This window comes from Nitrosococcus halophilus Nc 4 (assembly GCF_000024725.1).
GTDB classification, from domain to species: Bacteria; Pseudomonadota; Gammaproteobacteria; order Nitrosococcales; family Nitrosococcaceae; genus Nitrosococcus; species Nitrosococcus halophilus.
This window is the reverse complement of record NC_013960.1, coordinates 1,873,043-1,898,932: the sequence shown is the minus strand read 5'-3', so window position 1 is coordinate 1,898,932 and position 25,890 is coordinate 1,873,043. Positions and strand designations below refer to the sequence as shown.

21 protein-coding genes and 1 pseudogene are annotated in these 25,890 nt (G+C 51.6%); 6 read left to right on the top strand and 16 right to left on the bottom strand.

All coding sequences use genetic code 11. The features are described 5' to 3' along the window. Positions 1-52: 52 nt before the first annotated feature. Entirely contained in the window at positions 53-3,316 is a 3,264-nt protein-coding gene (locus NHAL_RS08940) for an HAD-IC family P-type ATPase (protein WP_013032832.1), read from the bottom strand. 150 nt (positions 3,317-3,466) lie between these two features. Between NHAL_RS08940 and NHAL_RS08935 the strand changes: the two genes are divergently transcribed. Together NHAL_RS08935 and NHAL_RS20360 are read left to right on the top strand one after the other, a co-directional pair. Further along, positions 3,467-4,756 carry a DUF3422 family protein gene (locus NHAL_RS08935; RefSeq protein WP_013032831.1) on the top strand — a complete coding sequence of 430 codons (1,290 nt, stop codon included), beginning with the start codon at positions 3,467-3,469 and terminating at the stop codon, positions 4,754-4,756. A 259-nt stretch (positions 4,757-5,015) separates the two neighbouring features. Then, positions 5,016-5,315: an RRXRR domain-containing protein gene (locus NHAL_RS20360; protein ID WP_083761385.1), complete on the top strand. Its 300-nt coding sequence runs from the start codon at positions 5,016-5,018 to the stop codon at positions 5,313-5,315. On the opposite strand, the gene NHAL_RS08930 is transcribed toward NHAL_RS20360, so the two are convergent. The 9 genes and pseudogenes from NHAL_RS08930 to NHAL_RS08895 all read right to left on the bottom strand — a co-directional run bounded on the left by NHAL_RS08930 (position 5,237) and on the right by NHAL_RS08895 (position 12,293). Then, the gene (locus NHAL_RS08930) at positions 5,237-5,734 is read right to left on the bottom strand and encodes an IS1 family transposase (RefSeq protein ID WP_238985485.1); all 498 of its coding nucleotides are present in this window, start codon (positions 5,732-5,734) and stop codon (positions 5,237-5,239) included. The genes NHAL_RS20360 and NHAL_RS08930 overlap by 79 nt on opposite strands. 611 nt (positions 5,735-6,345) lie before the next feature. Further along, a complete protein-coding gene (locus tag NHAL_RS08925; RefSeq protein WP_013032844.1) occupies positions 6,346-6,540 on the bottom strand; it encodes a hypothetical protein in 195 nt (64 codons plus the stop codon). A gap of 435 nt (positions 6,541-6,975) precedes the next feature. After that, positions 6,976-8,100 (bottom strand): TonB-dependent siderophore receptor, encoded by a 1,125-nt coding sequence (locus tag NHAL_RS08920; protein ID WP_238985484.1) that lies wholly within the window; start codon positions 8,098-8,100, stop codon positions 6,976-6,978. Further along, a pseudogene (locus NHAL_RS22445) lies at positions 8,097-8,525 on the bottom strand (TonB-dependent receptor plug domain-containing protein). The gene NHAL_RS08920 and the pseudogene NHAL_RS22445 overlap by 4 nt, the downstream one beginning before the upstream one ends. 589 nt (positions 8,526-9,114) lie before the next feature. Continuing rightward, entirely contained in the window at positions 9,115-9,369 is a 255-nt protein-coding gene (locus NHAL_RS08915) for an MbtH family protein (RefSeq protein WP_013032843.1), read from the bottom strand. A gap of 241 nt (positions 9,370-9,610) precedes the next feature. Beyond that, positions 9,611-9,739, bottom strand: a complete 129-nt coding sequence (locus NHAL_RS22235; RefSeq protein WP_013032842.1) for a hypothetical protein — start codon at positions 9,737-9,739, stop codon at positions 9,611-9,613. A gap of 261 nt (positions 9,740-10,000) precedes the next feature. Then, entirely contained in the window at positions 10,001-10,561 is a 561-nt protein-coding gene (locus NHAL_RS21900; RefSeq protein WP_157862509.1) for an IS630 family transposase, read from the bottom strand. A 5-nt stretch (positions 10,562-10,566) separates the two neighbouring features. Beyond that, a complete protein-coding gene (locus NHAL_RS21895; RefSeq protein WP_041354723.1) occupies positions 10,567-11,070 on the bottom strand; it encodes a helix-turn-helix domain-containing protein in 504 nt (167 codons plus the stop codon). Between the two features lie 164 nt (positions 11,071-11,234). Next, positions 11,235-12,293 carry an AI-2E family transporter gene (locus NHAL_RS08895; RefSeq protein ID WP_013032841.1) on the bottom strand — a complete coding sequence of 353 codons (1,059 nt, stop codon included), beginning with the start codon at positions 12,291-12,293 and terminating at the stop codon, positions 11,235-11,237. Positions 12,294-12,485: 192 nt separating this feature from the next. Between NHAL_RS08895 and NHAL_RS08890 the strand changes: the two genes are divergently transcribed. Next, positions 12,486-13,700, top strand: a complete 1,215-nt coding sequence (locus tag NHAL_RS08890; RefSeq protein WP_013032840.1) for an MFS transporter — start codon at positions 12,486-12,488, stop codon at positions 13,698-13,700. Between the two features lie 71 nt (positions 13,701-13,771). On the opposite strand, the gene bfr is transcribed toward NHAL_RS08890, so the two are convergent. Continuing rightward, positions 13,772-14,236 carry a bacterioferritin gene (gene bfr, locus NHAL_RS08885; protein WP_013032839.1) on the bottom strand — a complete coding sequence of 155 codons (465 nt, stop codon included), beginning with the start codon at positions 14,234-14,236 and terminating at the stop codon, positions 13,772-13,774. A 151-nt stretch (positions 14,237-14,387) separates the two neighbouring features. Here bfr and NHAL_RS08880 point away from each other — a divergent pair, with 151 nt between their 5' ends. Beyond that, positions 14,388-15,590, top strand: coding sequence for an NnrS family protein (locus NHAL_RS08880; protein ID WP_013032838.1), 1,203 nt, complete (start codon positions 14,388-14,390; stop codon positions 15,588-15,590). Between the two features lie 128 nt (positions 15,591-15,718). After that, positions 15,719-16,165: a universal stress protein gene (locus tag NHAL_RS08875; RefSeq protein ID WP_013032837.1), complete on the top strand. Its 447-nt coding sequence runs from the start codon at positions 15,719-15,721 to the stop codon at positions 16,163-16,165. A gap of 40 nt (positions 16,166-16,205) precedes the next feature. On the opposite strand, the gene NHAL_RS08870 is transcribed toward NHAL_RS08875, so the two are convergent. The 5 genes from NHAL_RS08870 to NHAL_RS08850 all read right to left on the bottom strand — a co-directional run bounded on the left by NHAL_RS08870 (position 16,206) and on the right by NHAL_RS08850 (position 24,445). Continuing rightward, complete coding sequence (locus NHAL_RS08870; protein ID WP_013032836.1) at positions 16,206-17,072, bottom strand: universal stress protein; 867 nt, start codon at positions 17,070-17,072, stop codon at positions 16,206-16,208. A 53-nt stretch (positions 17,073-17,125) separates the two neighbouring features. Beyond that, on the bottom strand, positions 17,126-18,811 hold the full coding sequence (locus tag NHAL_RS08865) for a cation:proton antiporter (RefSeq protein ID WP_013032835.1): 1,686 nt from the start codon (positions 18,809-18,811) through the stop codon (positions 17,126-17,128). 321 nt (positions 18,812-19,132) lie between these two features. Further along, positions 19,133-20,248 carry an AI-2E family transporter gene (locus NHAL_RS08860; RefSeq protein WP_013032834.1) on the bottom strand — a complete coding sequence of 372 codons (1,116 nt, stop codon included), beginning with the start codon at positions 20,246-20,248 and terminating at the stop codon, positions 19,133-19,135. A gap of 160 nt (positions 20,249-20,408) precedes the next feature. Beyond that, positions 20,409-21,068, bottom strand: a complete 660-nt coding sequence (locus NHAL_RS08855; RefSeq protein ID WP_013032833.1) for a hypothetical protein — start codon at positions 21,066-21,068, stop codon at positions 20,409-20,411. Between the two features lie 113 nt (positions 21,069-21,181). Then, positions 21,182-24,445, bottom strand: a complete 3,264-nt coding sequence (locus tag NHAL_RS08850; protein ID WP_013032832.1) for an HAD-IC family P-type ATPase — start codon at positions 24,443-24,445, stop codon at positions 21,182-21,184. A 150-nt stretch (positions 24,446-24,595) separates the two neighbouring features. Here NHAL_RS08850 and NHAL_RS08845 point away from each other — a divergent pair, with 150 nt between their 5' ends. After that, positions 24,596-25,885, top strand: coding sequence for a DUF3422 family protein (locus tag NHAL_RS08845; RefSeq protein ID WP_013032831.1), 1,290 nt, complete (start codon positions 24,596-24,598; stop codon positions 25,883-25,885). Positions 25,886-25,890 lie beyond the last annotated feature (5 nt).

Genomic DNA, 25,890 nt, shown 5'->3' with positions numbered 1-25,890 from the left:
AAAGTTACTCTTAATTAACTAGCTAGCTAGGTGTTTAGCCCGCCTGTCCAGATTAGTCCTGATTTTTAGGTGCAGGGGGAAGAGTCAGCTCCATGCCTGGGATGATGACGTTAGGGTTCTCAATCTTGCCCCGATTGGCTTCATAGATAAGCGGCCATTGAGTGGGATCGCCGTAGGCACGTGCAGCGATCTGGGAGAGGGTATCGCCCGGCTGGACAGTCACTGTCTTTGCCGCTGGAGACACTTCAATCTGCTCCGGTTCTTCTTCCACTTCCTTTATGGGGGGCTTAGGGACCATTTCAGGCCTTTCCGGTACTTCCTTCTCTTTCTCCGGCAGCGGTATTGCCGCCACTTCAGGCTGCTGGGGGGCAGGCGTCGTCTCCCTGTCAGAAGGCGTTTTTACCCCCGGAGTCTGCGTGTCCGGCAGGGGCTCGGCAGGTGGCCGCGCCTGTCTTTCTGCTTCCGCCACCACTATCGCTTCTTTTTCCTCTCCCTCGAACTGAACCCATATCCAACTGCCTACCCCCACGCCAAGCAGTAGAAGAATGAGCGCCGCTGGCCAGACTCTCCGGGGCTTAAACCTCTCAAATGCCGCCACAGGCGGTTCAACTCTCCGGGGCGGGGCCTTTTCTTTCCTTCTCCTTAAAAAGGATTTCTCTAGTTCCACGAGCACAAATACGGAAGAGGTGACCAGCACAATCCAGCCCCAATCATGGAGGCCTAGAGCCACGCTGGCAAATAGTTGCTGCATCGGTCCGGTATAGGTAAATAGCAACTGAAGCCCTACTACTACGGCAATAGCTATCAAGACGTAACGGTTACCCAACAGGCCCTCTCGGGATAAGACGGAGTTAGTCATATAGCGGGTGTTGAGAAGATAGAAGATCTCGAACATCACCAAGGTATTCACGGCTATGGTACGGGCATATTCAATAGGGGCACCCTGCTCGCGATACCACAGGAAGAGCCCGAAAGTGCCTACCACCAAAATGACCGAAACAAAGACAATCCGCCAAACTAAAAACCCGGATAACACCGGCTCCCCTGGCTCCCGGGGGGGACGACGCATGACATTGCCCTCTGGGGGCTCAAAAGCAAGGGCCAGAGCAAGGGTGACTGCGGTGACCATATTAATCCATAGGATCTGCACCGGAGTAATGGGGAGCATATAGCCCAATAGAATGGCGGCGACCAAGGCCATGGCTTCGCCCCCATTGGTAGGTAAAATAAAAAGGATGGCTTTCTTCAGATTGTCATAGACGGTACGCCCTTCCTTCACCGCTTGGGCAATGGAGGCAAAATTATCATCGGCGAGCACGGCTTCGGCAGCCTCCTTCGCCACCTCCGTACCCTTTTGACCCATGGCAATGCCCACATCAGCCCGCTTCAACGCAGGTGCATCGTTAACGCCATCGCCGGTCATGGCCACAACCCGTCCTTGAGACTGCAAGGCCTTGACTAGACGGAGCTTATGTTCAGGGCTAGCCCGCGCGAAAACATCCACATCCAAAATCACATTACGGAGGGTCTCATCATCCATGACCTCCAACTTTGTACCAGCTAGAGCCTGATCACTATGTTTAAGGCCCAGTTGCCGACTGATGGCCTGGGCAGTCAAGAGATGATCTCCGGTAATCATCTTGACCCGGATTCCCGCTTCCTGACACTCCTTGACCGCAGCAATGGCTTCCTCCCGGGGGGGATCGATAATTCCAAATAGTCCCAACAGGGTCAGCCCCTCTTGTACATCCTCAAAGCGCAAATTACAGTGGTCAGTGTGGGTCACCCGAAAAGCCACCGCTAATACCCGCTCACCCCGGCTTGCCATCTCTAGAATACGATCATGCCAATAGGGTAGATCCAACGGCTCATCTTCACCCCGGCTACGCTGATGGTGACACATTTCCAAAACCTGCTCAGGAGCCCCTTTGAGATAGATGAAAGCATGGCCCACCCGATCATGATGCAGAGTCGCCATGAAGCGGTGTTCTGATTCAAAGGGAATCACATCAACACGCTGCCATTCCTCCCGTTCCCATTCCGGTAACAAATTCGCCTTCATCGCCAGGCTCACTAAAGCCGCTTCAGTGGGATCCCCTTGAATGACCCAGGTAGCTTCCACATTGTGGAGGATCGCATCATTGCAAAGTAGGCCAGCACGGCAAAGCTCTCCTAATCCAGGATAATCATCCATCAGGATAATCTGGCCTTGCTGGCTAAACCCGCCATGGGGGTTATACCCTACCCCACTGATCTCAAACCCAGCGTCTGCGGTGATCACCGTGCGCACCGTCATCTCATTCCGGGTCAAGGTGCCCGTTTTGTCAGAACAGATCACATTGACAGAACCTAAAGTCTCCACTGCGGGAAGACGACGAATAATGGCATTACGCCGGGCCATGCGCTGGACCCCCATTGCCAAGGTAATGGTCATAATGGCGGGCAATCCTTCCGGAATGGCTGCCACCGCAAGCCCTACAGCGGCAAGAAACATCTCATGAAAAGAATAACCTCGGACCCCTACCCCAAAGGCAAAAACCGCCGCCGCCACCCCTAAGATAACCGCCGTTAACCAGCGGCCAAACACAGCCATCTGCCGCAGCAAAGGCGTGGTCAAGGTTTGTACCTGCCCTAGCATGGCGCTAATACGTCCGATCTCGGTATGATCCCCCGTGGCAACGACTACCCCTTCCGCCGTCCCGTAGGTAACCAAGGTGCCAGAATAAGCCATGTTAGTCCGATCCCCCAAAGACGCATTTTCGGCAACGGGTTCAAGGGCCTTTTCCACCGGCATGGATTCTCCGGTCAGGGCGGCTTCCTCAATGCGTAAGTTCTTCACCCGGATAAGGCGAAGATCTGCGGGCACCTTATCCCCTGACTGTAGGGTAACCACATCGCCAGGGACCAACTGCTCAGCAGGTATCATCCTATGCCGACCATCCCGTAATACGCTGGCTTGGGGCGAAAGGAGGTGGCGGAGGGCCTCTAGCGCCTGCTCAGCTTTTCCTTCCTGAATAAAACCAATCAGGGCATTGAGCACCACGACCCCGAGAATGACCCCCGTATCTACCCAATGGGCGAGCAAAGCGGTGACAACAGCGGCGGCAAGCAGCACATAAATGAGCACATTATGAAATTGGACCAGAAAGCGTTCTATGGGTCCCCTTCTCTTAGGCGGGGTGAGCCGGTTGGGACCATACTGCTGAAGGCGTTGCTCTGCCTCGCTCTGGGTCAATCCCAGACGGTCACTGCCTATCCGCTGTAATACGGCCTCTACTGTATGGGCATGCCCACTTTCTTGCTTTACCGACTTCATAATTACCCTATACCTCCGCTTTTCCATAAAATATAGGACCTTTTACAGTGAAAATTTTTGCAGGGGTGGTAATTTTGAACATAATCAATGACCAAAATTCGGTAAAATCAGAAGTTTTACCTCACCAGAAGCAAGCCCAAACCTAGACTTATGACGATACCTGCCGATCATCCTCAACGGTGGTTACTCAACAACGAACTGCACGCCCGGCCGCCAGAATCACTCGTTCCCCCGGAGCAAGTATCACACCTTGTGCTTACCTCGGATCCTGGAAGGGAAGGGCTGGAACGGGAAAAACTCGCCGAGATTTGCGCCCGCTTTGGCCACCCCATCCTAGTTCCAAAAAGCAATCACTTTCGCATCGATCTGGGTCCATTTCGCCTCAAATGGCAGAAGCATACGGAATTCACCAGCTACACTTTTTTTCGGCGCGGCCCCTTCCAGGAACCCTTCGCCAACACCGTCATCGAAAGCGTGCCCCAAGACTGGCTAGCAGGGTTACCAGGACAAACCCTAGTCGCTGCCCACCTGGCCATCTATCCCATGCCCGAAAAACCACGCAGTCCTGATGAGCTGGCAGATCTATTTGAGGGTAATGTGCTCACCGGCGCCCGCACCGGCGAAGGGGCGGCCATTGCTTACGCCGACTTTCGTATCCATGGGGACGGCTTTAGCCGATTTATCATCAAAGACATTAGCCTCACCCCACGTCAGGCCGGGCGGATGGTACAACGGTTGCTGGAAATTGAGTCCTATCTCATGCAAGCACTGCCCACCTACCCACTGGCGCGCAGAACCATGCCGAAGTTGGGGCGCGCTGAGCAAGAATTAGCCAAGATTACCGAAGCCATCGCCTCGGCCACCACCGAGGAAGAACCAGCGCTTCTGGATCAGCTGACGAAGTTAGCGGCGACCACCGAAAGCATGGCCTCTTCCATCCAGTATCGCATCACCGCCGCTCAGGCTTACTATGAGCTGGTGCAGCGGCGCATTAGTGAATTGCGTGAGTTGCGAGCCCAAGGAATGCAGACCTTTAAAGAATTCTGCGAGCGGCGCATGGGGCCGGCAATGCATACCTGTGAGACGGTGCTCCGGCTACAGGAAAATCTATCCCGGCGTATCGGCCGGGCGAGTGAGTTATTACGCACCCGAGTCAATATTTCCCTTGAGCACCAGAATCAGCAGGTTCTCTCTTCCATGGCAAAACGGGCCAAGCTCCAGCTCCACTTGCAAGAAACGGTGGAAGGTCTTTCAGTAGCGGCAATCACTTATTATGTGGTGGGCCTGGTAGGTTACCTTGCCAAAGCAGCCAAAGCGGCTCATTTACCTATCAACCCTGATTTGGCCATCGGTATTTCAATCCCGGTGGTGGCCCTACTAGTCGCCCTGGGGGTACGGAAAATCCGGCGTATGGTAACCCAGAATCAGGGAGCGGACTGATTAGTTGAGTCGTCGCCTAACTCATTCTCCAAGTTCGTCCTGAACTTTCCGAATGAGTTGGTTGGCTCAACCAGCCTCAGCCCTTCGGGGCTACGTTTGAAGTTGAAGCGAAAGCGACTCACCCTGGGGTGCATTTCTCAGCCCCAGGCACTGAGGTCAAAGGCAATGAACTACGGAGCGACACAGGAGCGAATGCCGAGACTGAACGACCCTTCAAACATTGGCGAGAGAACCCTAACTTTTAGAGTAGCGAAAGCTAATGAATAGAGTTTTTGTATTAGACACTGATAGAAAACCGTTGATGCCATGCAGCCCAGCAAGGGCAAGACGGCTGTTGCGAGACGGGAAGGCCGCGGTTTATCGGATGCAGCCATTTACGATCATCCTGAAATATAGGGTTGATCCCAACCCGCAGCCGGTTGAATTTAAGGTTGATCCGGGCAGCAAAATAACCGGGCTGGCTTTAGTTGGGAATTTTCCTCAACAGGGGCGCGTGGTGTTATGGGCCGCCAATCTTACCCATCGCGGGTACGCCATCCGTGAGCGGTCACCAACATAGAAGGCCAATACTTGGCGCGAGCAGGGATCGAGCGCCAGCCAGAGCCATTGCTTGTTCGCTTTACAGCCAACAAAGCTCCATAATTCATCGGCTTGGACTTCTAAACAAAACATCTCAATGGCCCGATCGGGTGAGACCGATTGAACACCCAGGTCATCAGGCAAGTGCGCGTATAGCTCATCGATAAACTGCAGCAACCACGTCAAACTCACCTCCAGTACCCGACAAATGCCTCGCAACGACAGCCGCTCTAGCAGCAATTTTTTAACCAAGGCGCGCGTGGTCTCGTCAATACGATGGGCGTCGGCCACAAACTGCCGCCCGCAGTTCAGACAGGCGTGATTTTGTTTACTGTAGTGGGTGCGACCGTTTTTCTTAATGTGCGATAATTCGCAACGTGGGCAACGCAAGTTGTTCATCAGAGCGACTCCTTGTGAAGAAAGTTTGGTCGCTTCCTATTACAACGGAGTCGCTCTGTTTTCACAAACTCAAAGCATTACTTTTTGAGCACCACCCACAGTTATTTGTACACCCCCCGCACCCAAGCCCAAGCCTGGATGGGGCGAATCAAGACTGAACGCCAAGCAGCTCGACAAATTAACCCACAACGCAGATCGGCAGGCTAGCGTACAACAATAGGAGAGAGACGGTTAGACTGAGAATTAAGGTCCTGCCAGGTCGATATTCGTATCTCATTTATTTGGGGAACGCTATATTCTAAATTGGGTTATCCGTTGGAAAAAATGAGCGGCACTTCCTTGTGCCGCGGCAAGAATTAAAACCGTTTTCCATAACAACAAGCCAAGAGAAGAGGAAAGATAAGCAAATATGGAGGCTCTGCTTATATCTACAACTTCAAAGCATGAATCAAAGACTTCGGCAGGAGTGAAGTCTGGAGGGCATTTCCGGAGTGAGCCGGTGATGTACGAAGAAGGGGTACACTCTGATTTTTCACGAACCCTTTCCGGACAGATAGAAAGGGAGGTTGCATCGCACCACCGACTCACTCCAGAAATGCCCATTGCCCTAATTAGATGATTGGCCTAAATTCTTTGCTCCCTTTTTCTCGTTTCCTTTTGTAGGTCATTACTTTCTCACGGGCATAGCGCTGATACATAACTTCCGCTTCCCGCCGTGTATCAAAAAACCCCACACGACCTTCGCGGGTCATAAAATACCATCCTCTTTGGGCCACGCAGCGAAAACGGGCTTGTCTTCTCATCATGGCAATACTCCTTCTTATCACAGCCGCTTCTGTCGCTGACAAGATAAAATAACCACAATTCATGCCAAATAAAATTTATTAATAAAAACAAAAAATTAATAAAAAATATGCCCATCACAACAAATTTAAATCAGGCATTTCACGCACCCTATAGGGCAAAAAACAAAAAAGTTTTGGCGGATACGCTATGCTTAATCCGGTTTACTCCCTTGCAATAACGGGGGTAGGATGGGTAGAGTGCAGCGAAACCCATTAATTATGGGCAGAAAATGTGATGGGTTTCGGCTATCGCCTCTACCCATCCTACACAGTCCCACCATCCCATGGCGAACAGCACTTTATTCCGCCGCCTGCTGGTTCTGATATCGAATTTAATGCCCGCAACATTCACCCAGCAGCACTGAAAAACCCGGGGCGCATCCTTGCGCCAAGAGGCTAATACTTCAACGAGATCCGTCCCACAATCGAGCGGGGATCGCCGGGAAACACCGCCGCCCCGAAGTCAGCTGCGGTGAAATAATGTTTATCCAGCAGGTTGTTGACGAACAACTCCAGTTTGACGTTTTGATAGGTGTAGGAAGCGCCCAAATCCACGGTCGTAAAGTCGGGAAGATCGACGGTGTTGGCATTGTCCAAGGGCCGGTCGCCCACAAACTGCATCCCCGCCGAGAGGGTAAGATTTCTCAAGGGGCCGTTGTCGAAGCGATAATGGGTCCAAAGATTGGCCTGGTGCTCGGGAATGTTTTGAAACCGATTACCCTCGTCGCCCGCATTGCTTTGGGTGATTTCCGCATCAATAAAGGCGTAGCCCCCTTGAAAATACCACTGTGGGGTGACTTGATAGGCTAACTCCATTTCCCCACCCGTGGAGCGAACCTCTCCCGTTTGCACGGAAAAGCCTGGGTTTTCCCGGTCCGGCGTGGTCACATTGCTGCGGGTGATTTCAAAAAACGAGGCCGCTCCGCTCAGCCCCCAGGGGAAATCAACTTTGACACCGGCTTCCACCTGATCGAGCTCTTCAGGATCAAAGGCTGAACCGTCGGCTTTTTGGCCGACGACGTTGAATTGGAAACCTTCTGCAAACCCCGAGAAAACATGAATTGAATCAGTAACATGTAAGGTGCCGCCGATTTGAAAAGAAGTATTGTCGACTTCGCTTTCTCCCGATCTCACTCGCCTTACCAAGTTTCCCCGAGGTACTCCGCTGACCTTGGTGTAGCGGAAACCGCCCATCAAATCAAAGTAAGGAGTAATCGACACCACATCCTGAAAGGTAGCCGCCCAAACGTCGAAATTCTGGCCAAAGGTAATGATGCCAGGGTTGATCTCCGGCGCTGCGGCGAGAAACGTCGGATTCAGCGCATCGATGTCAGGAACATTGATTCGGTTGAACCAGATCCGGTCCAAATCCTGAAAATTGATGAAGGAGTCGGTGCGCTCCACCTCGCCAGTAAAGCGTACTTTCAAGGCCCCGCTCGACATTAAGGGGACGTTGAAGTCCCATTGACCACTGGTAAGGTCGCCGTCAAATCCCTCCCAGCCCCCGCGGGTGAAACTCACTTCGGCCCCCAACCGCTCGTAAGGGCGTTTGGTGACGATATTGAGAGCTCCCCCCCATTGCCGTTTTGTCCAAAGACGGTGCTGCCCGGCCCTTTCAATACCTCCATGCTCTGAATATGGCTGAGAGCAGAAAAATCGATCCCTGAAAAAAATAGTTGCCGGATGCCATTGCGAGTCTAGTCACTTCTAAACCCTCGAATATTAACGCTTGGAAAACGACTAAAACGCGACCCGAATACGTTGGCCGAAGGCACCTGTTTCATGATATCGCCGATACTGCGAGCATTTTGGTCTTCAAAAGCATCCTCGGTAATTACTTGGATGCTTTGGGGCACGCGGTTGATTTCCAATGGAAACTTGGTCCCCGCCGTGGAGGTGTCTACTTGGTAAGTGGGCTGCTCGCCCAGTGTTCCCCTCACCACCATAGGCGCGAGCTCACTCCTCCCTGCTCCGCCTTCTTTTTTCACCCCCTCCCCTTGGGCCAGTTTCATTGTCGATGTCGAATCCATCTCCACAACAGCCTTGTCCTCTCCATCGGACTGCGCCGCCCAGGCGGAAAGGGGGAACAGTAAACCAGCAATAAATAGCGAGTTTACTAAACCGGAAAGCAAGGCAAAGGGAAATAATCTTCTTTGAATACGGCAAATGCCGCAATTCCTATCCCCTGCAGAGAGCTCTCTTGGGTTGGTTGCGGTGGGTATTTGCAATAACTCCGGTAGAGAGAATAAGCAGGGCGCCTCCACCATTGCAAGGGGTGGGTTTCGCGGATGCGCTGCACTTATTCGTCCTACTTAGGGGCACTGCCCGTATATGGCCAAAAACGCAACACCTATCTGAACCTGCCACTTTAAAGCATGAGAGAAGAACCTTGGCAGCTAACAAACAATAGTCATAACTCGCGCCAAACTATATTTATTAAAGGAAATAAAAAATTAAAATAAAAATTTCTCACTACGATAAATTTAAATTGGGTATTTCAAACACTCTATAAGTCAAAAAAGAAAAAAATCATCACTACAGTCTTTCTCTTTTTAGAAAATCTCTGCCATTGCTATTAGATTCCTCCACAAATGATTTACCATGGTTCAAAGGACTCATTTGGAGCCATATTTCCTTGATGTAATCAAAGCATTCTTCTTTGCTCCCCACTTCCCCGGTAGTATGCCATCCCTTGGGGATGGCCCTGTCCTCTGGCCAGATCGAATATTGCCTATCACCATCCGTAATCACACGATAAAATATTGCCTCTTTCTCTTCATCCCAATTCATTTTTCGTCTCTCCAGTCTTTATCATAGATACTCTTTGACGGTTTTCACCCTAGCGTATAAATTAGAACCAAATCTAGGCAACGACGAATGTATCCTAAGCGGGTAAAAAAACAGCGGCACCTCCTTGTGCCGCAGCAAGAATTAAAAATTGTTTTCCATAACAAATTAAGGGGAGAGAGAGGATAAGCACAGTTTATATAGCCTGCGATTTCAAAACATGAACAAAAACCTCGATAGAGAATTAGGCCTGCCGCTTTTCATCCCCGTTCCTGTTTGGGAACACCATCGCTTGCTTACACCTATAGCGCTGATACATGACTTCCACTTCCCGCCGTGTATCAAAAAACCCCACACGACCTTCACGGGTCATAAAATATCATCCTCTTTGAGCCCACAACGAAAACCGGTTTGTCTTCTCATCATGGCACTACTCCTTCCTATCACAGCCGCTTCTGTCGCTGACAAAATAAAATAATCACAATTCATGCCAAATTATATTTTATATAAAAAACAACATTTTAAGAAAATACTTCCTATCAAGATAAGTTTGAATGGGGCATTTCACGTAATCTATAGGGCAAAAACACAAAAATCATCATTGCACTTTTTTTTAGCGCATAATACCATTTCTTTAAATATTTGCATGCTTTAAAGCGGAGAGGATAAAGGGGTAACCGGTTAAAGAACGAATCGTTTGTGGAGTGAGGTCCTGGAGGATTTCCCCGACAGTCTGTCGAAGGGAGTCCAGTGTGCTAAAGAGAACCCAACTGAGCTGATCTTTCATGTGTTGCCAAAGTCGCTCGATAGGGTTGAGCTCGGGGCTATAGGGAGGCTGGAACATCAACACGATATTCTCAGGCAACTCCAGCTTCTTGGCCCAATGAGAGCTGGCATTATCAAGTTGAACGATATGGAGAGCGTGGGGATAGCGTTGAGCGAGGTGATCCAAATAAATCTGAAAACAGTCGCTATCGTGATGAGAGAACTCCAAAAAGAAGCTTTCCCCGCTCAGCGGCTCCACCGCCCCATAGAGATAGAAGGCTTTAAATTGCCATTGCACCGGCGCTAGGGGCTTGGTGCCGGTCAACGTAATCAGTCGCCGAGGGATGGTTTTAAGCCCAAAGCGCGTCTCATCGTAACACCAATACCGCACCGCTAAAGCGGGGTCTTCCGCCCCGTAGAGGACCGGCAAAACTTCTAGGCGCCGCGGGAGTTTTTTTTAAAGTCCACCCCCGCCGCTTCCTCTCGATGAAGGTGGCTCGGGCGCGCCACTTTGAGCTTGGCTTTGAGCCGGTAACGTACTGTCTGATGTACCGTTTTATACTTAATCTGCAACCCGTATTCTTCCCTCAGCCACTGTTGAATCGCCCCATAGCTCTTAAAACCCGGCGGTTCTTTCAAACGCTGCTTTAAGGCCTGCTCCACCGCCGGCGGTATAGCTCGGGCACGCCCATTATGCGCCGTCCCAAGCTCAAGCAAGCCTGCTAACCCTCGGGCCCGATACCCCTCAAACCAGCGATAAAGGGTGGAGGGATTGCGCCCTAGCACTTTCCCCAAGGCTTTGAGTTCGGTGACCTGCTCGCTCTTGAGCAAATATAACGCCTGAACTCGTTCTTTGAGTTTCACCTCGCTCTGCTGGTGAAGCAGCGCTTTTAATTCCTCGGCACTCTCCGTGATTTCTAGCTCTAGGCGGCGACTCATCAACCTCGCTCCTCCCCATAAACTCGCTTTCAAACCTCCTCATTATAACATGCGGGGTCAGTACGAATTGGTATAAAAAATGATAACGATAGCAGACAAAAGTTTTGTCAATGAGGCAGTGCAGAAAATAGGGGGGGGGTTGTGCTTAAGAGGTGATCCCGTTTTTACAACTTCTCTTTACTCGAATTGCCCAATATATCTTCAACGTACAGCATCCGTACCAAGACCATCAAAGCTGCGACCAGGGGCGTTGCCAACATCAGGCCAAAGAATCCAAGCAAGGTACCGAATAACACTTGTACCGAAATGGTAAGTACTGGCGGCATTGCCACCGTGCGCTTTTGTACCAGTGGAGTGAGTAGGTAACCCTCGAAGGATTGTAGAAAAAGATAAAGCAATAAAACATTAACCACCTGTATTGGACTCTGTAACAGGGCAAGAAGCGCAGCAGGCACAACCGAGAGCACAGGACCAATATAAGGAATAAAAGTCAAAAGACCCGCAAGTAGGCCAAGCGTCAAAATATGGGGAATACCAAGCAACCACAACCCGGGCACGGTCAACATTCCCACAATAGTCATTGAAATCATTCTTCCAAAAAGCCACCACAGGAGGGTCTGCCCCACTTGATGCAGAACCGTCCGAACTCGTTGCCGCCTACGAATAGGAACAAGTTGGGTAATGCCCTCCACATACAAGCGTGGCTGCGCGGCGCCATAAAGGCCAATAAACAAAATGATAATAAAACTGGTCAGGACATTTAATGTAGAGGAAAAAATATTGCTCGCCTGAGTCAACATAAATTCTCTGCTAGGCATTAAATCCTTGTCTATCAGTGCAAGGAGTTCTTGGCCCCAGGTATACTGGGCAAAATATTGCTCAAGACGCTTTAATGCTTCGGGCAGTTGTTGTGACAGATGATAGGCTTGATCAGCAACATCAGGAGCGACTAACGATAGACCCACAGCAAAAAGAGTCATCAAATCAAGCACGACGAAGGTCAATGACCAGCCATAGGAAAGAAAAGTACGTCGGGCGATCCAATCACTCAAACCATGTAACAAAATCGCCAATAAGATACCCGCAAAAACAAGTAACAAGACGGGTATCGCATACCACAAAAAGAGTAGCGTGACGGCAACACCAGCAGTAATCCCGACTACCATGAAAATTTGCGGCACCGTGATACGAAGATGTTGCCCTTTGTGATTTTTATCGCTCATCACCAAGCTCCGCTTGCCAAAATGCGGGTTCCCCATTGGGGAGATAGGCATAACTTTCCCAAGGAGCTTCCTCCATTATTAACCTATTAACGCCTTAATGACGCAACTATGTTTTCACTATTGTATAGTTCTTTAATAGCCCTCTGGGTTTAGAACTTCTCACCTTCAATCCAAGAGATCTAATCCGGAGCAGTGGCAAATAAACCATCTCCAACAGGGTTTCCCCCTCCTTCTGGCCTAGCAGCCATTCCCAGAAGTATTTGGACACTGGGCCTGGTCAGCCTGTTTATGGACACCTCCTCGGAGCTTATTCACAGCCTGCTGCCCGTTTTTTTGGTTTCAGTGCTGGGGGCAAGCGCAGTGTCAGTGGGTGTCATCGAAGGTATCGCTGAAGCAACAGCCTCCATCACCAAAGTATTCTCAGGAGCCCTAAGCGATTATCTGGGCAAGCGGAAACTGCTAACCGTCATGGGCTATAGCCTAGCCGCCTTTTCCAAACCCTTGTTCCCGCTTGCCGGGTCCGTAGGCTGGGTATTTACCGCCCGCTTTATTGACCGAATAGGGAAAGGCATTCGAGGAGCCCCCCGGGACGCCTTGATAGGAGAAATCGCACCTCTATCCCTCCGGGGAGCCAGCTACGGATTACGACAATCTCTCGATACGGTGGGGGCATTTACCGGTCCCCTCCTAGCAATGACGCTCATGGCGCTCTTAGCAGGCGACATTCGGATGGTGTTTTGGGTGGCGGTGATACCGGGATTCATCGCTGTTGTGATTTTAATCCTCGGCGTTAAAGAACCCACGACTTTCCGCCCTAGCTCTCCCACTAAAGCACCCATCCGCGCCGCAGAGATACGTCAAATGGGCACCCCCTACGGGTGGCTATTGGGAGTTGCCGCAGGGCTCTCCCTTGCCCGCTTCAGCGAAGCTTTCTTAGTACTTCGTGCTGAAAATATGGGACTTGCCCACGCCCTAATACCTTTGGTCATGGTGGTGATGAATATAGCCTATGCCCTTTCCGCCTATCCCGCCGGCAAACTGTCGGATTTGATGAACCGATGGATCATTCTTGCCACCGGTTTTATCATCCTCATCGCCGCGGATATCGTGCTAGCCCTAGCCACAGACATCTGGGATGTCATGGCGGGGGTGGTGTTATGGGGCCTCCATATGGGTTTAACCCAAGGTCTGCTTTCCGCCCTGGTGGCAGATGTCACCTCTCCCAAACTCCGGGGGACGGCATTTGGGGTTTTTCATCTGATTACAGGCGTGGGGGCACTTTCCGCCAGTTTTATCGCAGGTCTACTTTGGGAGGGATATGGGCCTATGGCCACCTTCCTGGCAGGGGCCGGGTTCGCAACCCTTTCCTTACTACTTGCAGCCATCGCGGCCACAAAAATCCCCTGACCTTAAAGGCAGAGGATTACCCACCCCAGCACTACCGGAGCGGGTAATTTTTGGAAAAACTTCGAGGAGATTTACATCTGAGATTGCAGGTAGTTTTGCAATCCTACCTTCTCAATAAGCTCTAACTGAGTCTCCAACCAATCAATATGTTCTTCTTCACTATCTAAGATCTCTTCAAACAGTTCCCGAGAAACATAGTCGCTCTGCTTCTCGCAATAGGCAATAGCTTCCCTGAGCAACGGCAATATTTCCTTTTCCAGCTTCAAATCGCATTCCAGCACCTCTTTGGGGGCTTCCCCAATCAAGAGCTTACCCAGTTCCTGAAGATTAGGGAGCCCTTCAAGAAATAAGATTCGCTCAATCAGTTGATCAGCATGTTTCATTTCATCGATGGAGGCTTCGTACTCATATTCATTGAGCTTTCCAAGACCCCAATTTTTATACATGCGAGCATGGAGGAAATACTGGTTGATAGCCGTCAACTCATTGGTCAACACTTTGTTGAGATAGCTAATGACCTTTTTATCGCCCTTCATAATGCATACTCCTTGCTGTTGTTGTATGATGACCTGAAAATACCTTAGCGAAACACTAAAGAATTGTCAATTTTTCTTTTTATAACAAATAGTTAGAAAATAAAAGAAAATAGTTCTGATTTCACCTGTTGTTTACAGGAGCTAAAAATCTATGTCTTCATCTACTCCTATGACTAACACCGCCTTTCGGCGTCCTCGGTGGACTTTCCTGGGTACCGGCTTCCGGCCCTTTTTCTGGCTTGGGGCCTTGATGAGCGGTCTCTGGATGCTTTTATGGCTATTGCTATTAAAGGGTCAGTGGTACCTCAATGGATACTTCCCCCTTCCCTACTGGCATGCCCATGAGATGTTGTTTGGCTTTGTGTCCGCCATTATTGCGGGATTTCTTTTGACCGCAGCCCAAAACTGGACCGGGCGCCCTACGGCTACTGGGCCTTCCTTGCTTCTGCTTGTCCTATTATGGCTAGCAGGACGAACCGTCATGCTTTTGGGAAATACGCTGCCTCCCCTCATCGTCATCACAGTCGATATGGCCTTTATTCCCTGCCTAATGTTTTTTATCGCCCGACCTATCATTGCTACAGGGAATACTCGCAGTCTTCCCCTGATTGGAATATTGGGAATTTTGGCGAGCTGCAATTTACTCGTCCACCTGGGTGGAGCAGGTTATTTTCCTACAGTCATTGCACCAGCCCTGCAAGCCACGGTCAATGTCATTACCCTATTGATGGTAATCATTGGCGGCCGGGTGATTCCTTTTTTCACTCGCAATGCCCTCCCTCAAACCCCTATCCGTCAATTTCCCTGGCTCGATCGCCTAGCCATCGGCTCTGTCGCTGCAATTTTAATTATAGAAGCGATCACCGGCGTGAGCCCGTTGATGGGTGTCATCGCACTCACTGCAGGGGGACTCAACCTAGCGCGCCTGCTCGGCTGGGGCGGGTACAAAACCTTATCACGTCCTCTCCTCTGGGTACTGCACCTGGGATATTTATGGATTTGCGCCGGGTTGATGACCAAGGGATTAGATGCCTACCTGCCGGGGGATTACCGTAGCATTGCGATCCATCTGTTGACGGTCGGCGCCATGGGCACTCTTATTCTAGGGATGATGTCCCGTGTAGCCCTCGGTCATACAGGACGGCGGCTGGAATTGCCCCAAGGGATGATTTGGGCTTATGTATTGCTCACACTGGGGGCTATTGTCCGGATCGGGGGCCCGCTGCTACTCCCTGCCCATATGATGGTGGTTTTACTACTTTCCGGCGGCCTCTGGATTGCCGCTTTTGGGCTTTTTGTATTCCGCTACACCACTATTTTATGGCGACCGAGGGTAGATGGACGTCCCGGATAAAAATCCTATTGGCACTGAGGACAAAAAACGACTATAGATATAGTAATGGATGGGTTCTTGGCTTTTCCAGGAGATTTTGATTTAGAACCGCCACTCGAGCAGCTAATTAATATTAAGGAGCCATCATTATGAGTGCTGAATTCAATGACATTATTGTACCGGTAGACGGCTCAGAAAACTCCCTACGGGCGGCACGCTTTGCATCCGACCTGGCTAAAGCGATGGGAAGCAAAATGACCCTAGTCTATGTGTTTACGACACGCTCGGGCGGCAATTTTGATTTTCTTCGCATTACCCACCCAGAAGAGGAAGATATCGAACAGCTCAAGAAAGAAGCGGCGCGCAAAATTTTTGACAAAACCTACCAAGCTCTTGGCGGCAAAGAGGGAGAAATTAAAGAAGAGAGCCTCTCAGGTGACCCGGCCACAGAAATTATCCAATACCTGGAAAAATATCCCAGCTCAATAACGGTCATGGGCCGGCGCGGCCTCTCACGCTTTGAGGCTCTGTTGCTTGGCAGCGTAAGCGAGAAAGTCGTGCGTCATGCCACTGGACCCGTGACCATCATTCACTAGATAGCAATACCTTAGCTTGGCAATCGAGAAGGAAAAACTTCTAGGGAAGCTCGAAACTGGGCCTCTCGCAACGCACAGCGAGCACATCGCAGTCTGCGTCACGCAGTATATGCCTGGCCACACTGCCTATCAAAATATATTTCAATCCCGAAGCACCCCGGGTGCCGACCACGATAAGATCTGCCTTAAGGTGTGCAGCTTGGGCTAGTATAATGGTTGCCGGGTAACCTTTGGCTACCAGTCGTTTTGCTATCGAATAGGCCGCAGTCCCAGAAAGAAAGCGGTCTAATTCTTTTAGATGGCGCATGTATTCAACATTGTCAAGCGAAAGGATTTCTTCGTCCCTCAAGCCGACCTGTCTCAGTTTTCCCTCATATACCAAGCCACAGACATTCAAAATATAAAGTTCGGCCTGAGGGAAAATTTTCATAGCATACTCTAAAGCGTTTCGGGACTCGGGTGAAAAATCAATTCCAACTAACACTCGCATGTAGGGTCCCTGAGCTGGCCGCTTTACTACTAGTATTGGCCGATCGCCCTTACTTATCACCCGTTCAGCCGTGGTTCCAAAGAGAGCGTCCTTGATATAGTGACGTCCATGGGCACCAACAATGATAAGATCAACTTGTCTTTCTCGGGCCTCAAGAATAATATCCACGAAATCCTTGCCAATCCGCACCCTAATCTCGCACTGGATTCCTTTAGAGGCTGCCTTATTGCGTAGAGCCGTTTCCATTTCTTGACGGAGTCGATCGAGTGCTGGTAGAGCGCCAACTAGGCTACTATCACTTGCTTCCAATACATGCAACAACACAAGTTGCGCCTGGTATTGACGCACAAGAAACGTAGCCCGGTCGAGAGCAAGATCGGAACCTGTGGAAAAATCGCTTGCCATCAAGACCTTCATAACTCCCCTCCATTGCATTAATTAAAATAGGAGTCAAAGCTCTACAGGATAGATCAAGCACCCGTCGATTCCTTAGGGCTGTCGCCTGGATGGCTCCCCACGGCACCAAGCTCCAGCAGGTGGTCAACCGCCTCTCTGGCCGCGTCGAAATAAGGCACCAGGACAAGATCCGCGCCCTCGCGCCGAAACAGCTCAGCTTCGTGCTGGCCATTGGCAGCCACTGCCACTCGACCCCGGAAACCTTGCTGGCGTAGCGTGTGCAACAGAGTCCGGTTCACACTCCGTTCCCGCACGGTGCTGACAACCCAGGGCACCCGCTCAAGGGGCAGGGAGGCGACGAATTCAGGGTCTTCGGCATCCCCGTACCGAGTCATATACCCTTCGCCAGCATGCCGGCGCACCAGATCGGGGTCGAAATCCACTGCAAGCACTCGGCAGCCGCGCTTCTGCAGGATCTGGGCGATCCCCGCGCCAAAACGTCCCAAGCCAAAGAGGAACGCGTACGTATCGCCATTGATTGCTGCCGCAACGCCCTCTTCGCGGTGCGCCACTTTACGCTCGAACATTCCTAGCCAAGGAGCCAATCGTTCGTACAGGGGGTGAGAGTAAAGAATCATATAAGTCGAGAGACTGATGGTGATCAAGCCCACCAGGGTGATAAGCCCCATCGTCTCCTGGTCAATGTGGCCCAGGTTTAGCCCCAAAGCTCCCAGAATCAGCGAGAATTCACTGATCTGGGCCACAGTTAGACCCGCGAGAAAACCGGTGCGTTTGCGATAGCCCATCGCCCCCATGATGGCCATGACGATGAAGGGATTGCCGATTAGCACAAAGAGCGAGAGCACCGCAGATGCCTCCAAGTGTGCGCCCAAAGTGCTTATATTCAGGCTCGCACCGAGGTCGATGAAAAAAAACAACAGCAGGAAATCCCGCAAGCTGACAAGACGCGCGGCAACCAGTTCGCGGTACGGAGTGGCGGCAATTGATACCCCGGCCAGAAAGGCCCCAACCTCTTTGCTGAAGCCTAGGGTATCCCCCGCTGACGCCCCGAGTATTGCCCAGGCGATGGAGAAAAGCACGAGTAGCTCGGGTGAACGCGCCAACCGGTGCAATGACGGTGGCAAAACATAGCGCATCAGCAAGCCGACGACTGCCAGCATCGCCGCTCCCTTGGCGAGCACTAGCAACGCCTCCCGGCCCAGGCTGAGCGCATCACCAGCCTGGCCAAAAGCCGTCAAGCCGATCATCACCAGCACCACCATGATATCCTGCACGATGAGAAAGCCGATGGCGATCCGACCATGCAAAGAGTCCACCTCGCGCTTATCCGATAACAATTTGACAATGATAATGGTACTGGAGAAAGTAAGCGCCACGGCCACATAGAGCGCGGACACCGGCGCCATCCCTAAAGCGAGGGCGATGAGATAGCCAACTACCGAAGTGAATACAACCTGGCCAAGTCCCGTCGCCAGCGCCACCGGCCCCATTGTCCGGATGATGTGCGGATCGAGCTTTAGACCGACTACGAACAGCAACAGGGCAATCCCCAACTTGGCAAGCAAATCCACTTGATCGCTGGCAACCACCCACCCAAAACCCGTGGGTCCTACGATGATGCCAACGGCAATGAAAGCGACGATCAGCGGCTGGCGCAACAGGATTGCCAAAACGCCGCCCGCGGCAGCCACCCCCAGCAGAGCACCAATCTCATAAAAGACATTTTCAAACGGCACCATATACGGCCTCTCCCCAATATGCGGAAATAGCCTCGAGCAAAGGGTCACGGTGACAGACACCACTTACCTTCTATAGATTATGCCAACCCCATTAGTTCTGATTTTTAGATGCAAGGGGAAGAGTCAGCCCCATGCCTGGAACTATTACGCTAGGGACCTTGATACCAATTTCACGTAACTTTGCATTGTATAGGCTTAGTATAAACAACCAGTTATAACCTTAATAAATTGCAGCCTTTTGCTAAATTGGTATGATCTTGCCCCCACTGGCTTTAAGGATAAGCGGCTGGCGAACACGGCTGCCGCATACAATACCCTACCTCACCGCGACCGTTGTCGTCCTAGCAAGGAAATACCCCAACGTTTTAGCAGTGGAGGCCGTTCTTCTACAGGGGGGACTTTGGGCCAGGCCTTGAGCACCGCCTGTATGATGGTGGCAAGCGGTATTGCAAAGAAGAGCCCCCACAATCCCCACACTCCACCAAAAACCACAATGGCCACAATCACCGCCACAGGATGCAAATCCACCACTTCGGCAAACAATAAGGTCGCCAACACATTGCCATCCAAAAACTGGATGATGACACAGGCGCCAAGCACTTCAGCAAATTCAGTACTCAATCCCCATTGAAAATAAGCCACAAACGCCACCAGTAAAGTGATCGCCATCGCGCCAATATAGGGAATAAGAACCGACAAGCCCATGAGCACACTCAGCAGCATAGAAAACCGCAAGCCTAAGACATAAAAGGTGATAAAACTCACTGCCCAGACAATCAGGATCTCGATGCATTTACCGCGAACATAGTTGGCGATCTGAAAATCTACCTCGCCCCAGACTTCAGCTATCAATTTTCGCTCCTGCGGAAGGTAAGATTTACACCATTCAATAAGGCGGTCCTTGTCCTTGAGGAAGAAAAACACCAGTAACGGTACCAACACCAGGTACATCCCCAACGTAATAAGGCTCGTCACTGACGCCAGGGACCAGGAAAGCACCTCTTGCCCTAATTGGGCCACCTCAACGTGGATAGCGCTCACCAGATTATTGACCTGCGCCTCGGAGAATAAATCGGGATAATGCTCAGGCAGGCTCAATAAAAGTTCATGCCCCCGAGCAATCATGGTCGGCAAGAGTTGGAAAAACTGGGTAACCTGCTGTGAGAGCAAGGGTATCACCCCGAAGATGTCCCCAAAAAAGGCCACCATGAAAGCCACAAACACCAAAGGCACGGCTAGCCAGCGAGGACAACGTCGTCGCTCCAGATACCCCACGATTCCCTCGAGCAGATAGGCGATCACCAGGCTAGCCAACACCGGCGCCAATATGTGTCCCATGAAGATCACAGTGGCAAAACTAACGACAAGTAACAAGGCCAGGCCCGCTACCTGAGGATTGGAAAAGTGACGCTGAAACCAGTCGCGAACAAGACGCATATCAGGCAGTAAGAATTACGTAGTTGCTAGTAATGTGTACAAAGACTGAGTCATAAGCAGTGGGTGAGCATGCGAGCAAGATGCCCGCCACCGAAAGCCCCAACGATCATGGGTGACCTAGCAATGTCCACTTTTACACGCCAGGACGTTTTTCTAACGATTAAAAGCGACTGCGGTGGGGAAATGAAAATTTTTCTGGAAATTTTCTACGGAAATAAATCCCCAAGGCGATTATCCCGATAGCAACTAACAATATTATCCATATATAAGCTTTCAAATAAGCCAGCACGATGAGAGAAAAAGCCTGGAACAGGGCTACTATGGAAAACCGCCAATCCACGTACACGCCTACCTGAAAAGTCGTCTGCGCCAGCAACAGGAGAATCATTAAGCTTACAGCTTCATTGCTGAGCCGGCCAAAATTGAAAAGCATGTACACCAACTCTACAGAAACCAAAAGCGCTCCCCAGTGGAAAAGTTGGGTTCGCAGTAGCGTTCGCCATCTCATTCCCTGTCCACGGCCCCTTATCCACTCTACATAGAGGGTAGTGGCCGCAATAATCGGTATCATGGCCAGCCAATAGGCGCGACCCACAATGACAGAAGACTGGGTGATTGCAACCCCTACCACCGAAAGGATGAGCAAACCATAAAACATCATTTCATCCAAGGTCAGCTTCTTCCGAGGATAGGCCTTTTCCGTCATTTCCATGGCCTCATTTTCTTCTTCCCTGACCTCGTGCTCTTCCCATTCCTGCATTGCCTGGGTTTCCGCTTGCCTTGCCCTGGTTTCAGAATCCGCCTCTTGTTTTGACCCCATCGCGCCTTCTCCACTCCTGGAACATAAATTCAAACGGCTTCTATTAAATTTAAAGCTTAGTAAAGTTACTCTTAATTAACTAGCTAGCTAGGTGTTTAGCCCGCCTGTCCAGATTAGTCCTGATTTTTAGGTGCAGGGGGAAGAGTCAGCTCCATGCCTGGGATGATGACGTTAGGGTTCTCAATCTTGCCCCGATTGGCTTCATAGATAAGCGGCCATTGAGTGGGATCGCCGTAGGCACGTGCAGCGATCTGGGAGAGGGTATCGCCCGGCTGGACAGTCACTGTCTTTGCCGCTGGAGACACTTCAATCTGCTCCGGTTCTTCTTCCACTTCCTTTATGGGGGGCTTAGGGACCATTTCAGGCCTTTCCGGTACTTCCTTCTCTTTCTCCGGCAGCGGTATTGCCGCCACTTCAGGCTGCTGGGGGGCAGGCGTCGTCTCCCTGTCAGAAGGCGTTTTTACCCCCGGAGTCTGCGTGTCCGGCAGGGGCTCGGCAGGTGGCCGCGCCTGTCTTTCTGCTTCCGCCACCACTATCGCTTCTTTTTCCTCTCCCTCGAACTGAACCCATATCCAACTGCCTACCCCCACGCCAAGCAGTAGAAGAATGAGCGCCGCTGGCCAGACTCTCCGGGGCTTAAACCTCTCAAATGCCGCCACAGGCGGTTCAACTCTCCGGGGCGGGGCCTTTTCTTTCCTTCTCCTTAAAAAGGATTTCTCTAGTTCCACGAGCACAAATACGGAAGAGGTGACCAGCACAATCCAGCCCCAATCATGGAGGCCTAGAGCCACGCTGGCAAATAGTTGCTGCATCGGTCCGGTATAGGTAAATAGCAACTGAAGCCCTACTACTACGGCAATAGCTATCAAGACGTAACGGTTACCCAACAGGCCCTCTCGGGATAAGACGGAGTTAGTCATATAGCGGGTGTTGAGAAGATAGAAGATCTCGAACATCACCAAGGTATTCACGGCTATGGTACGGGCATATTCAATAGGGGCACCCTGCTCGCGATACCACAGGAAGAGCCCGAAAGTGCCTACCACCAAAATGACCGAAACAAAGACAATCCGCCAAACTAAAAACCCGGATAACACCGGCTCCCCTGGCTCCCGGGGGGGACGACGCATGACATTGCCCTCTGGGGGCTCAAAAGCAAGGGCCAGAGCAAGGGTGACTGCGGTGACCATATTAATCCATAGGATCTGCACCGGAGTAATGGGGAGCATATAGCCCAATAGAATGGCGGCGACCAAGGCCATGGCTTCGCCCCCATTGGTAGGTAAAATAAAAAGGATGGCTTTCTTCAGATTGTCATAGACGGTACGCCCTTCCTTCACCGCTTGGGCAATGGAGGCAAAATTATCATCGGCGAGCACGGCTTCGGCAGCCTCCTTCGCCACCTCCGTACCCTTTTGACCCATGGCAATGCCCACATCAGCCCGCTTCAACGCAGGTGCATCGTTAACGCCATCGCCGGTCATGGCCACAACCCGTCCTTGAGACTGCAAGGCCTTGACTAGACGGAGCTTATGTTCAGGGCTAGCCCGCGCGAAAACATCCACATCCAAAATCACATTACGGAGGGTCTCATCATCCATGACCTCCAACTTTGTACCAGCTAGAGCCTGATCACTATGTTTAAGGCCCAGTTGCCGACTGATGGCCTGGGCAGTCAAGAGATGATCTCCGGTAATCATCTTGACCCGGATTCCCGCTTCCTGACACTCCTTGACCGCAGCAATGGCTTCCTCCCGGGGGGGATCGATAATTCCAAATAGTCCCAACAGGGTCAGCCCCTCTTGTACATCCTCAAAGCGCAAATTACAGTGGTCAGTGTGGGTCACCCGAAAAGCCACCGCTAATACCCGCTCACCCCGGCTTGCCATCTCTAGAATACGATCATGCCAATAGGGTAGATCCAACGGCTCATCTTCACCCCGGCTACGCTGATGGTGACACATTTCCAAAACCTGCTCAGGAGCCCCTTTGAGATAGATGAAAGCATGGCCCACCCGATCATGATGCAGAGTCGCCATGAAGCGGTGTTCTGATTCAAAGGGAATCACATCAACACGCTGCCATTCCTCCCGTTCCCATTCCGGTAACAAATTCGCCTTCATCGCCAGGCTCACTAAAGCCGCTTCAGTGGGATCCCCTTGAATGACCCAGGTAGCTTCCACATTGTGGAGGATCGCATCATTGCAAAGTAGGCCAGCACGGCAAAGCTCTCCTAATCCAGGATAATCATCCATCAGGATAATCTGGCCTTGCTGGCTAAACCCGCCATGGGGGTTATACCCTACCCCACTGATCTCAAACCCAGCGTCTGCGGTGATCACCGTGCGCACCGTCATCTCATTCCGGGTCAAGGTGCCCGTTTTGTCAGAACAGATCACATTGACAGAACCTAAAGTCTCCACTGCGGGAAGACGACGAATAATGGCATTACGCCGGGCCATGCGCTGGACCCCCATTGCCAAGGTAATGGTCATAATGGCGGGCAATCCTTCCGGAATGGCTGCCACCGCAAGCCCTACAGCGGCAAGAAACATCTCATGAAAAGAATAACCTCGGACCCCTACCCCAAAGGCAAAAACCGCCGCCGCCACCCCTAAGATAACCGCCGTTAACCAGCGGCCAAACACAGCCATCTGCCGCAGCAAAGGCGTGGTCAAGGTTTGTACCTGCCCTAGCATGGCGCTAATACGTCCGATCTCGGTATGATCCCCCGTGGCAACGACTACCCCTTCCGCCGTCCCGTAGGTAACCAAGGTGCCAGAATAAGCCATGTTAGTCCGATCCCCCAAAGACGCATTTTCGGCAACGGGTTCAAGGGCCTTTTCCACCGGCATGGATTCTCCGGTCAGGGCGGCTTCCTCAATGCGTAAGTTCTTCACCCGGATAAGGCGAAGATCTGCGGGCACCTTATCCCCTGACTGTAGGGTAACCACATCGCCAGGGACCAACTGCTCAGCAGGTATCATCCTATGCCGACCATCCCGTAATACGCTGGCTTGGGGCGAAAGGAGGTGGCGGAGGGCCTCTAGCGCCTGCTCAGCTTTTCCTTCCTGAATAAAACCAATCAGGGCATTGAGCACCACGACCCCGAGAATGACCCCCGTATCTACCCAATGGGCGAGCAAAGCGGTGACAACAGCGGCGGCAAGCAGCACATAAATGAGCACATTATGAAATTGGACCAGAAAGCGTTCTATGGGTCCCCTTCTCTTAGGCGGGGTGAGCCGGTTGGGACCATACTGCTGAAGGCGTTGCTCTGCCTCGCTCTGGGTCAATCCCAGACGGTCACTGCCTATCCGCTGTAATACGGCCTCTACTGTATGGGCATGCCCACTTTCTTGCTTTACCGACTTCATAATTACCCTATACCTCCGCTTTTCCATAAAATATAGGACCTTTTACAGTGAAAATTTTTGCAGGGGTGGTAATTTTGAACATAATCAATGACCAAAATTCGGTAAAATCAGAAGTTTTACCTCACCAGAAGCAAGCCCAAACCTAGACTTATGACGATACCTGCCGATCATCCTCAACGGTGGTTACTCAACAACGAACTGCACGCCCGGCCGCCAGAATCACTCGTTCCCCCGGAGCAAGTATCACACCTTGTGCTTACCTCGGATCCTGGAAGGGAAGGGCTGGAACGGGAAAAACTCGCCGAGATTTGCGCCCGCTTTGGCCACCCCATCCTAGTTCCAAAAAGCAATCACTTTCGCATCGATCTGGGTCCATTTCGCCTCAAATGGCAGAAGCATACGGAATTCACCAGCTACACTTTTTTTCGGCGCGGCCCCTTCCAGGAACCCTTCGCCAACACCGTCATCGAAAGCGTGCCCCAAGACTGGCTAGCAGGGTTACCAGGACAAACCCTAGTCGCTGCCCACCTGGCCATCTATCCCATGCCCGAAAAACCACGCAGTCCTGATGAGCTGGCAGATCTATTTGAGGGTAATGTGCTCACCGGCGCCCGCACCGGCGAAGGGGCGGCCATTGCTTACGCCGACTTTCGTATCCATGGGGACGGCTTTAGCCGATTTATCATCAAAGACATTAGCCTCACCCCACGTCAGGCCGGGCGGATGGTACAACGGTTGCTGGAAATTGAGTCCTATCTCATGCAAGCACTGCCCACCTACCCACTGGCGCGCAGAACCATGCCGAAGTTGGGGCGCGCTGAGCAAGAATTAGCCAAGATTACCGAAGCCATCGCCTCGGCCACCACCGAGGAAGAACCAGCGCTTCTGGATCAGCTGACGAAGTTAGCGGCGACCACCGAAAGCATGGCCTCTTCCATCCAGTATCGCATCACCGCCGCTCAGGCTTACTATGAGCTGGTGCAGCGGCGCATTAGTGAATTGCGTGAGTTGCGAGCCCAAGGAATGCAGACCTTTAAAGAATTCTGCGAGCGGCGCATGGGGCCGGCAATGCATACCTGTGAGACGGTGCTCCGGCTACAGGAAAATCTATCCCGGCGTATCGGCCGGGCGAGTGAGTTATTACGCACCCGAGTCAATATTTCCCTTGAGCACCAGAATCAGCAGGTTCTCTCTTCCATGGCAAAACGGGCCAAGCTCCAGCTCCACTTGCAAGAAACGGTGGAAGGTCTTTCAGTAGCGGCAATCACTTATTATGTGGTGGGCCTGGTAGGTTACCTTGCCAAAGCAGCCAAAGCGGCTCATTTACCTATCAACCCTGATTTGGCCATCGGTATTTCAATCCCGGTGGTGGCCCTACTAGTCGCCCTGGGGGTACGGAAAATCCGGCGTATGGTAACCCAGAATCAGGGAGCGGACTGATTAGT

Coding starts and splice junctions, on each gene's coding strand:
- NHAL_RS08940 (WP_013032832.1), bottom strand. CDS start 3,316: ATGAAGTCGGTAAAGCAAGAAAGTGGGCATGCCCATACAGTAGAGGCC.
- NHAL_RS08935 (WP_013032831.1), top strand. CDS start 3,467: ATGACGATACCTGCCGATCATCCTCAACGGTGGTTACTCAACAACGAA.
- NHAL_RS20360 (WP_083761385.1), top strand. CDS start 5,016: ATGAATAGAGTTTTTGTATTAGACACTGATAGAAAACCGTTGATGCCA.
- NHAL_RS08930 (WP_238985485.1), bottom strand. CDS start 5,734: ATGAACAACTTGCGTTGCCCACGTTGCGAATTATCGCACATTAAGAAA.
- NHAL_RS08925 (WP_013032844.1), bottom strand. CDS start 6,540: ATGATGAGAAGACAAGCCCGTTTTCGCTGCGTGGCCCAAAGAGGATGG.
- NHAL_RS08915 (WP_013032843.1), bottom strand. CDS start 9,369: ATGAATTGGGATGAAGAGAAAGAGGCAATATTTTATCGTGTGATTACG.
- NHAL_RS22235 (WP_013032842.1), bottom strand. CDS start 9,739: ATGACCCGTGAAGGTCGTGTGGGGTTTTTTGATACACGGCGGGAAGTG.
- NHAL_RS21895 (WP_041354723.1), bottom strand. CDS start 11,070: ATGAGTCGCCGCCTAGAGCTAGAAATCACGGAGAGTGCCGAGGAATTA.
- NHAL_RS08895 (WP_013032841.1), bottom strand. CDS start 12,293: ATGAGCGATAAAAATCACAAAGGGCAACATCTTCGTATCACGGTGCCG.
- bfr (WP_013032839.1), bottom strand. CDS start 14,236: ATGAAGGGCGATAAAAAGGTCATTAGCTATCTCAACAAAGTGTTGACC.
- NHAL_RS08880 (WP_013032838.1), top strand. CDS start 14,388: ATGTCTTCATCTACTCCTATGACTAACACCGCCTTTCGGCGTCCTCGG.
- NHAL_RS08875 (WP_013032837.1), top strand. CDS start 15,719: ATGAGTGCTGAATTCAATGACATTATTGTACCGGTAGACGGCTCAGAA.
- NHAL_RS08870 (WP_013032836.1), bottom strand. CDS start 17,072: ATGAAGGTCTTGATGGCAAGCGATTTTTCCACAGGTTCCGATCTTGCT.
- NHAL_RS08865 (WP_013032835.1), bottom strand. CDS start 18,811: ATGGTGCCGTTTGAAAATGTCTTTTATGAGATTGGTGCTCTGCTGGGG.
- NHAL_RS08860 (WP_013032834.1), bottom strand. CDS start 20,248: ATGCGTCTTGTTCGCGACTGGTTTCAGCGTCACTTTTCCAATCCTCAG.
- NHAL_RS08855 (WP_013032833.1), bottom strand. CDS start 21,068: ATGGGGTCAAAACAAGAGGCGGATTCTGAAACCAGGGCAAGGCAAGCG.
- NHAL_RS08850 (WP_013032832.1), bottom strand. CDS start 24,445: ATGAAGTCGGTAAAGCAAGAAAGTGGGCATGCCCATACAGTAGAGGCC.
- NHAL_RS08845 (WP_013032831.1), top strand. CDS start 24,596: ATGACGATACCTGCCGATCATCCTCAACGGTGGTTACTCAACAACGAA.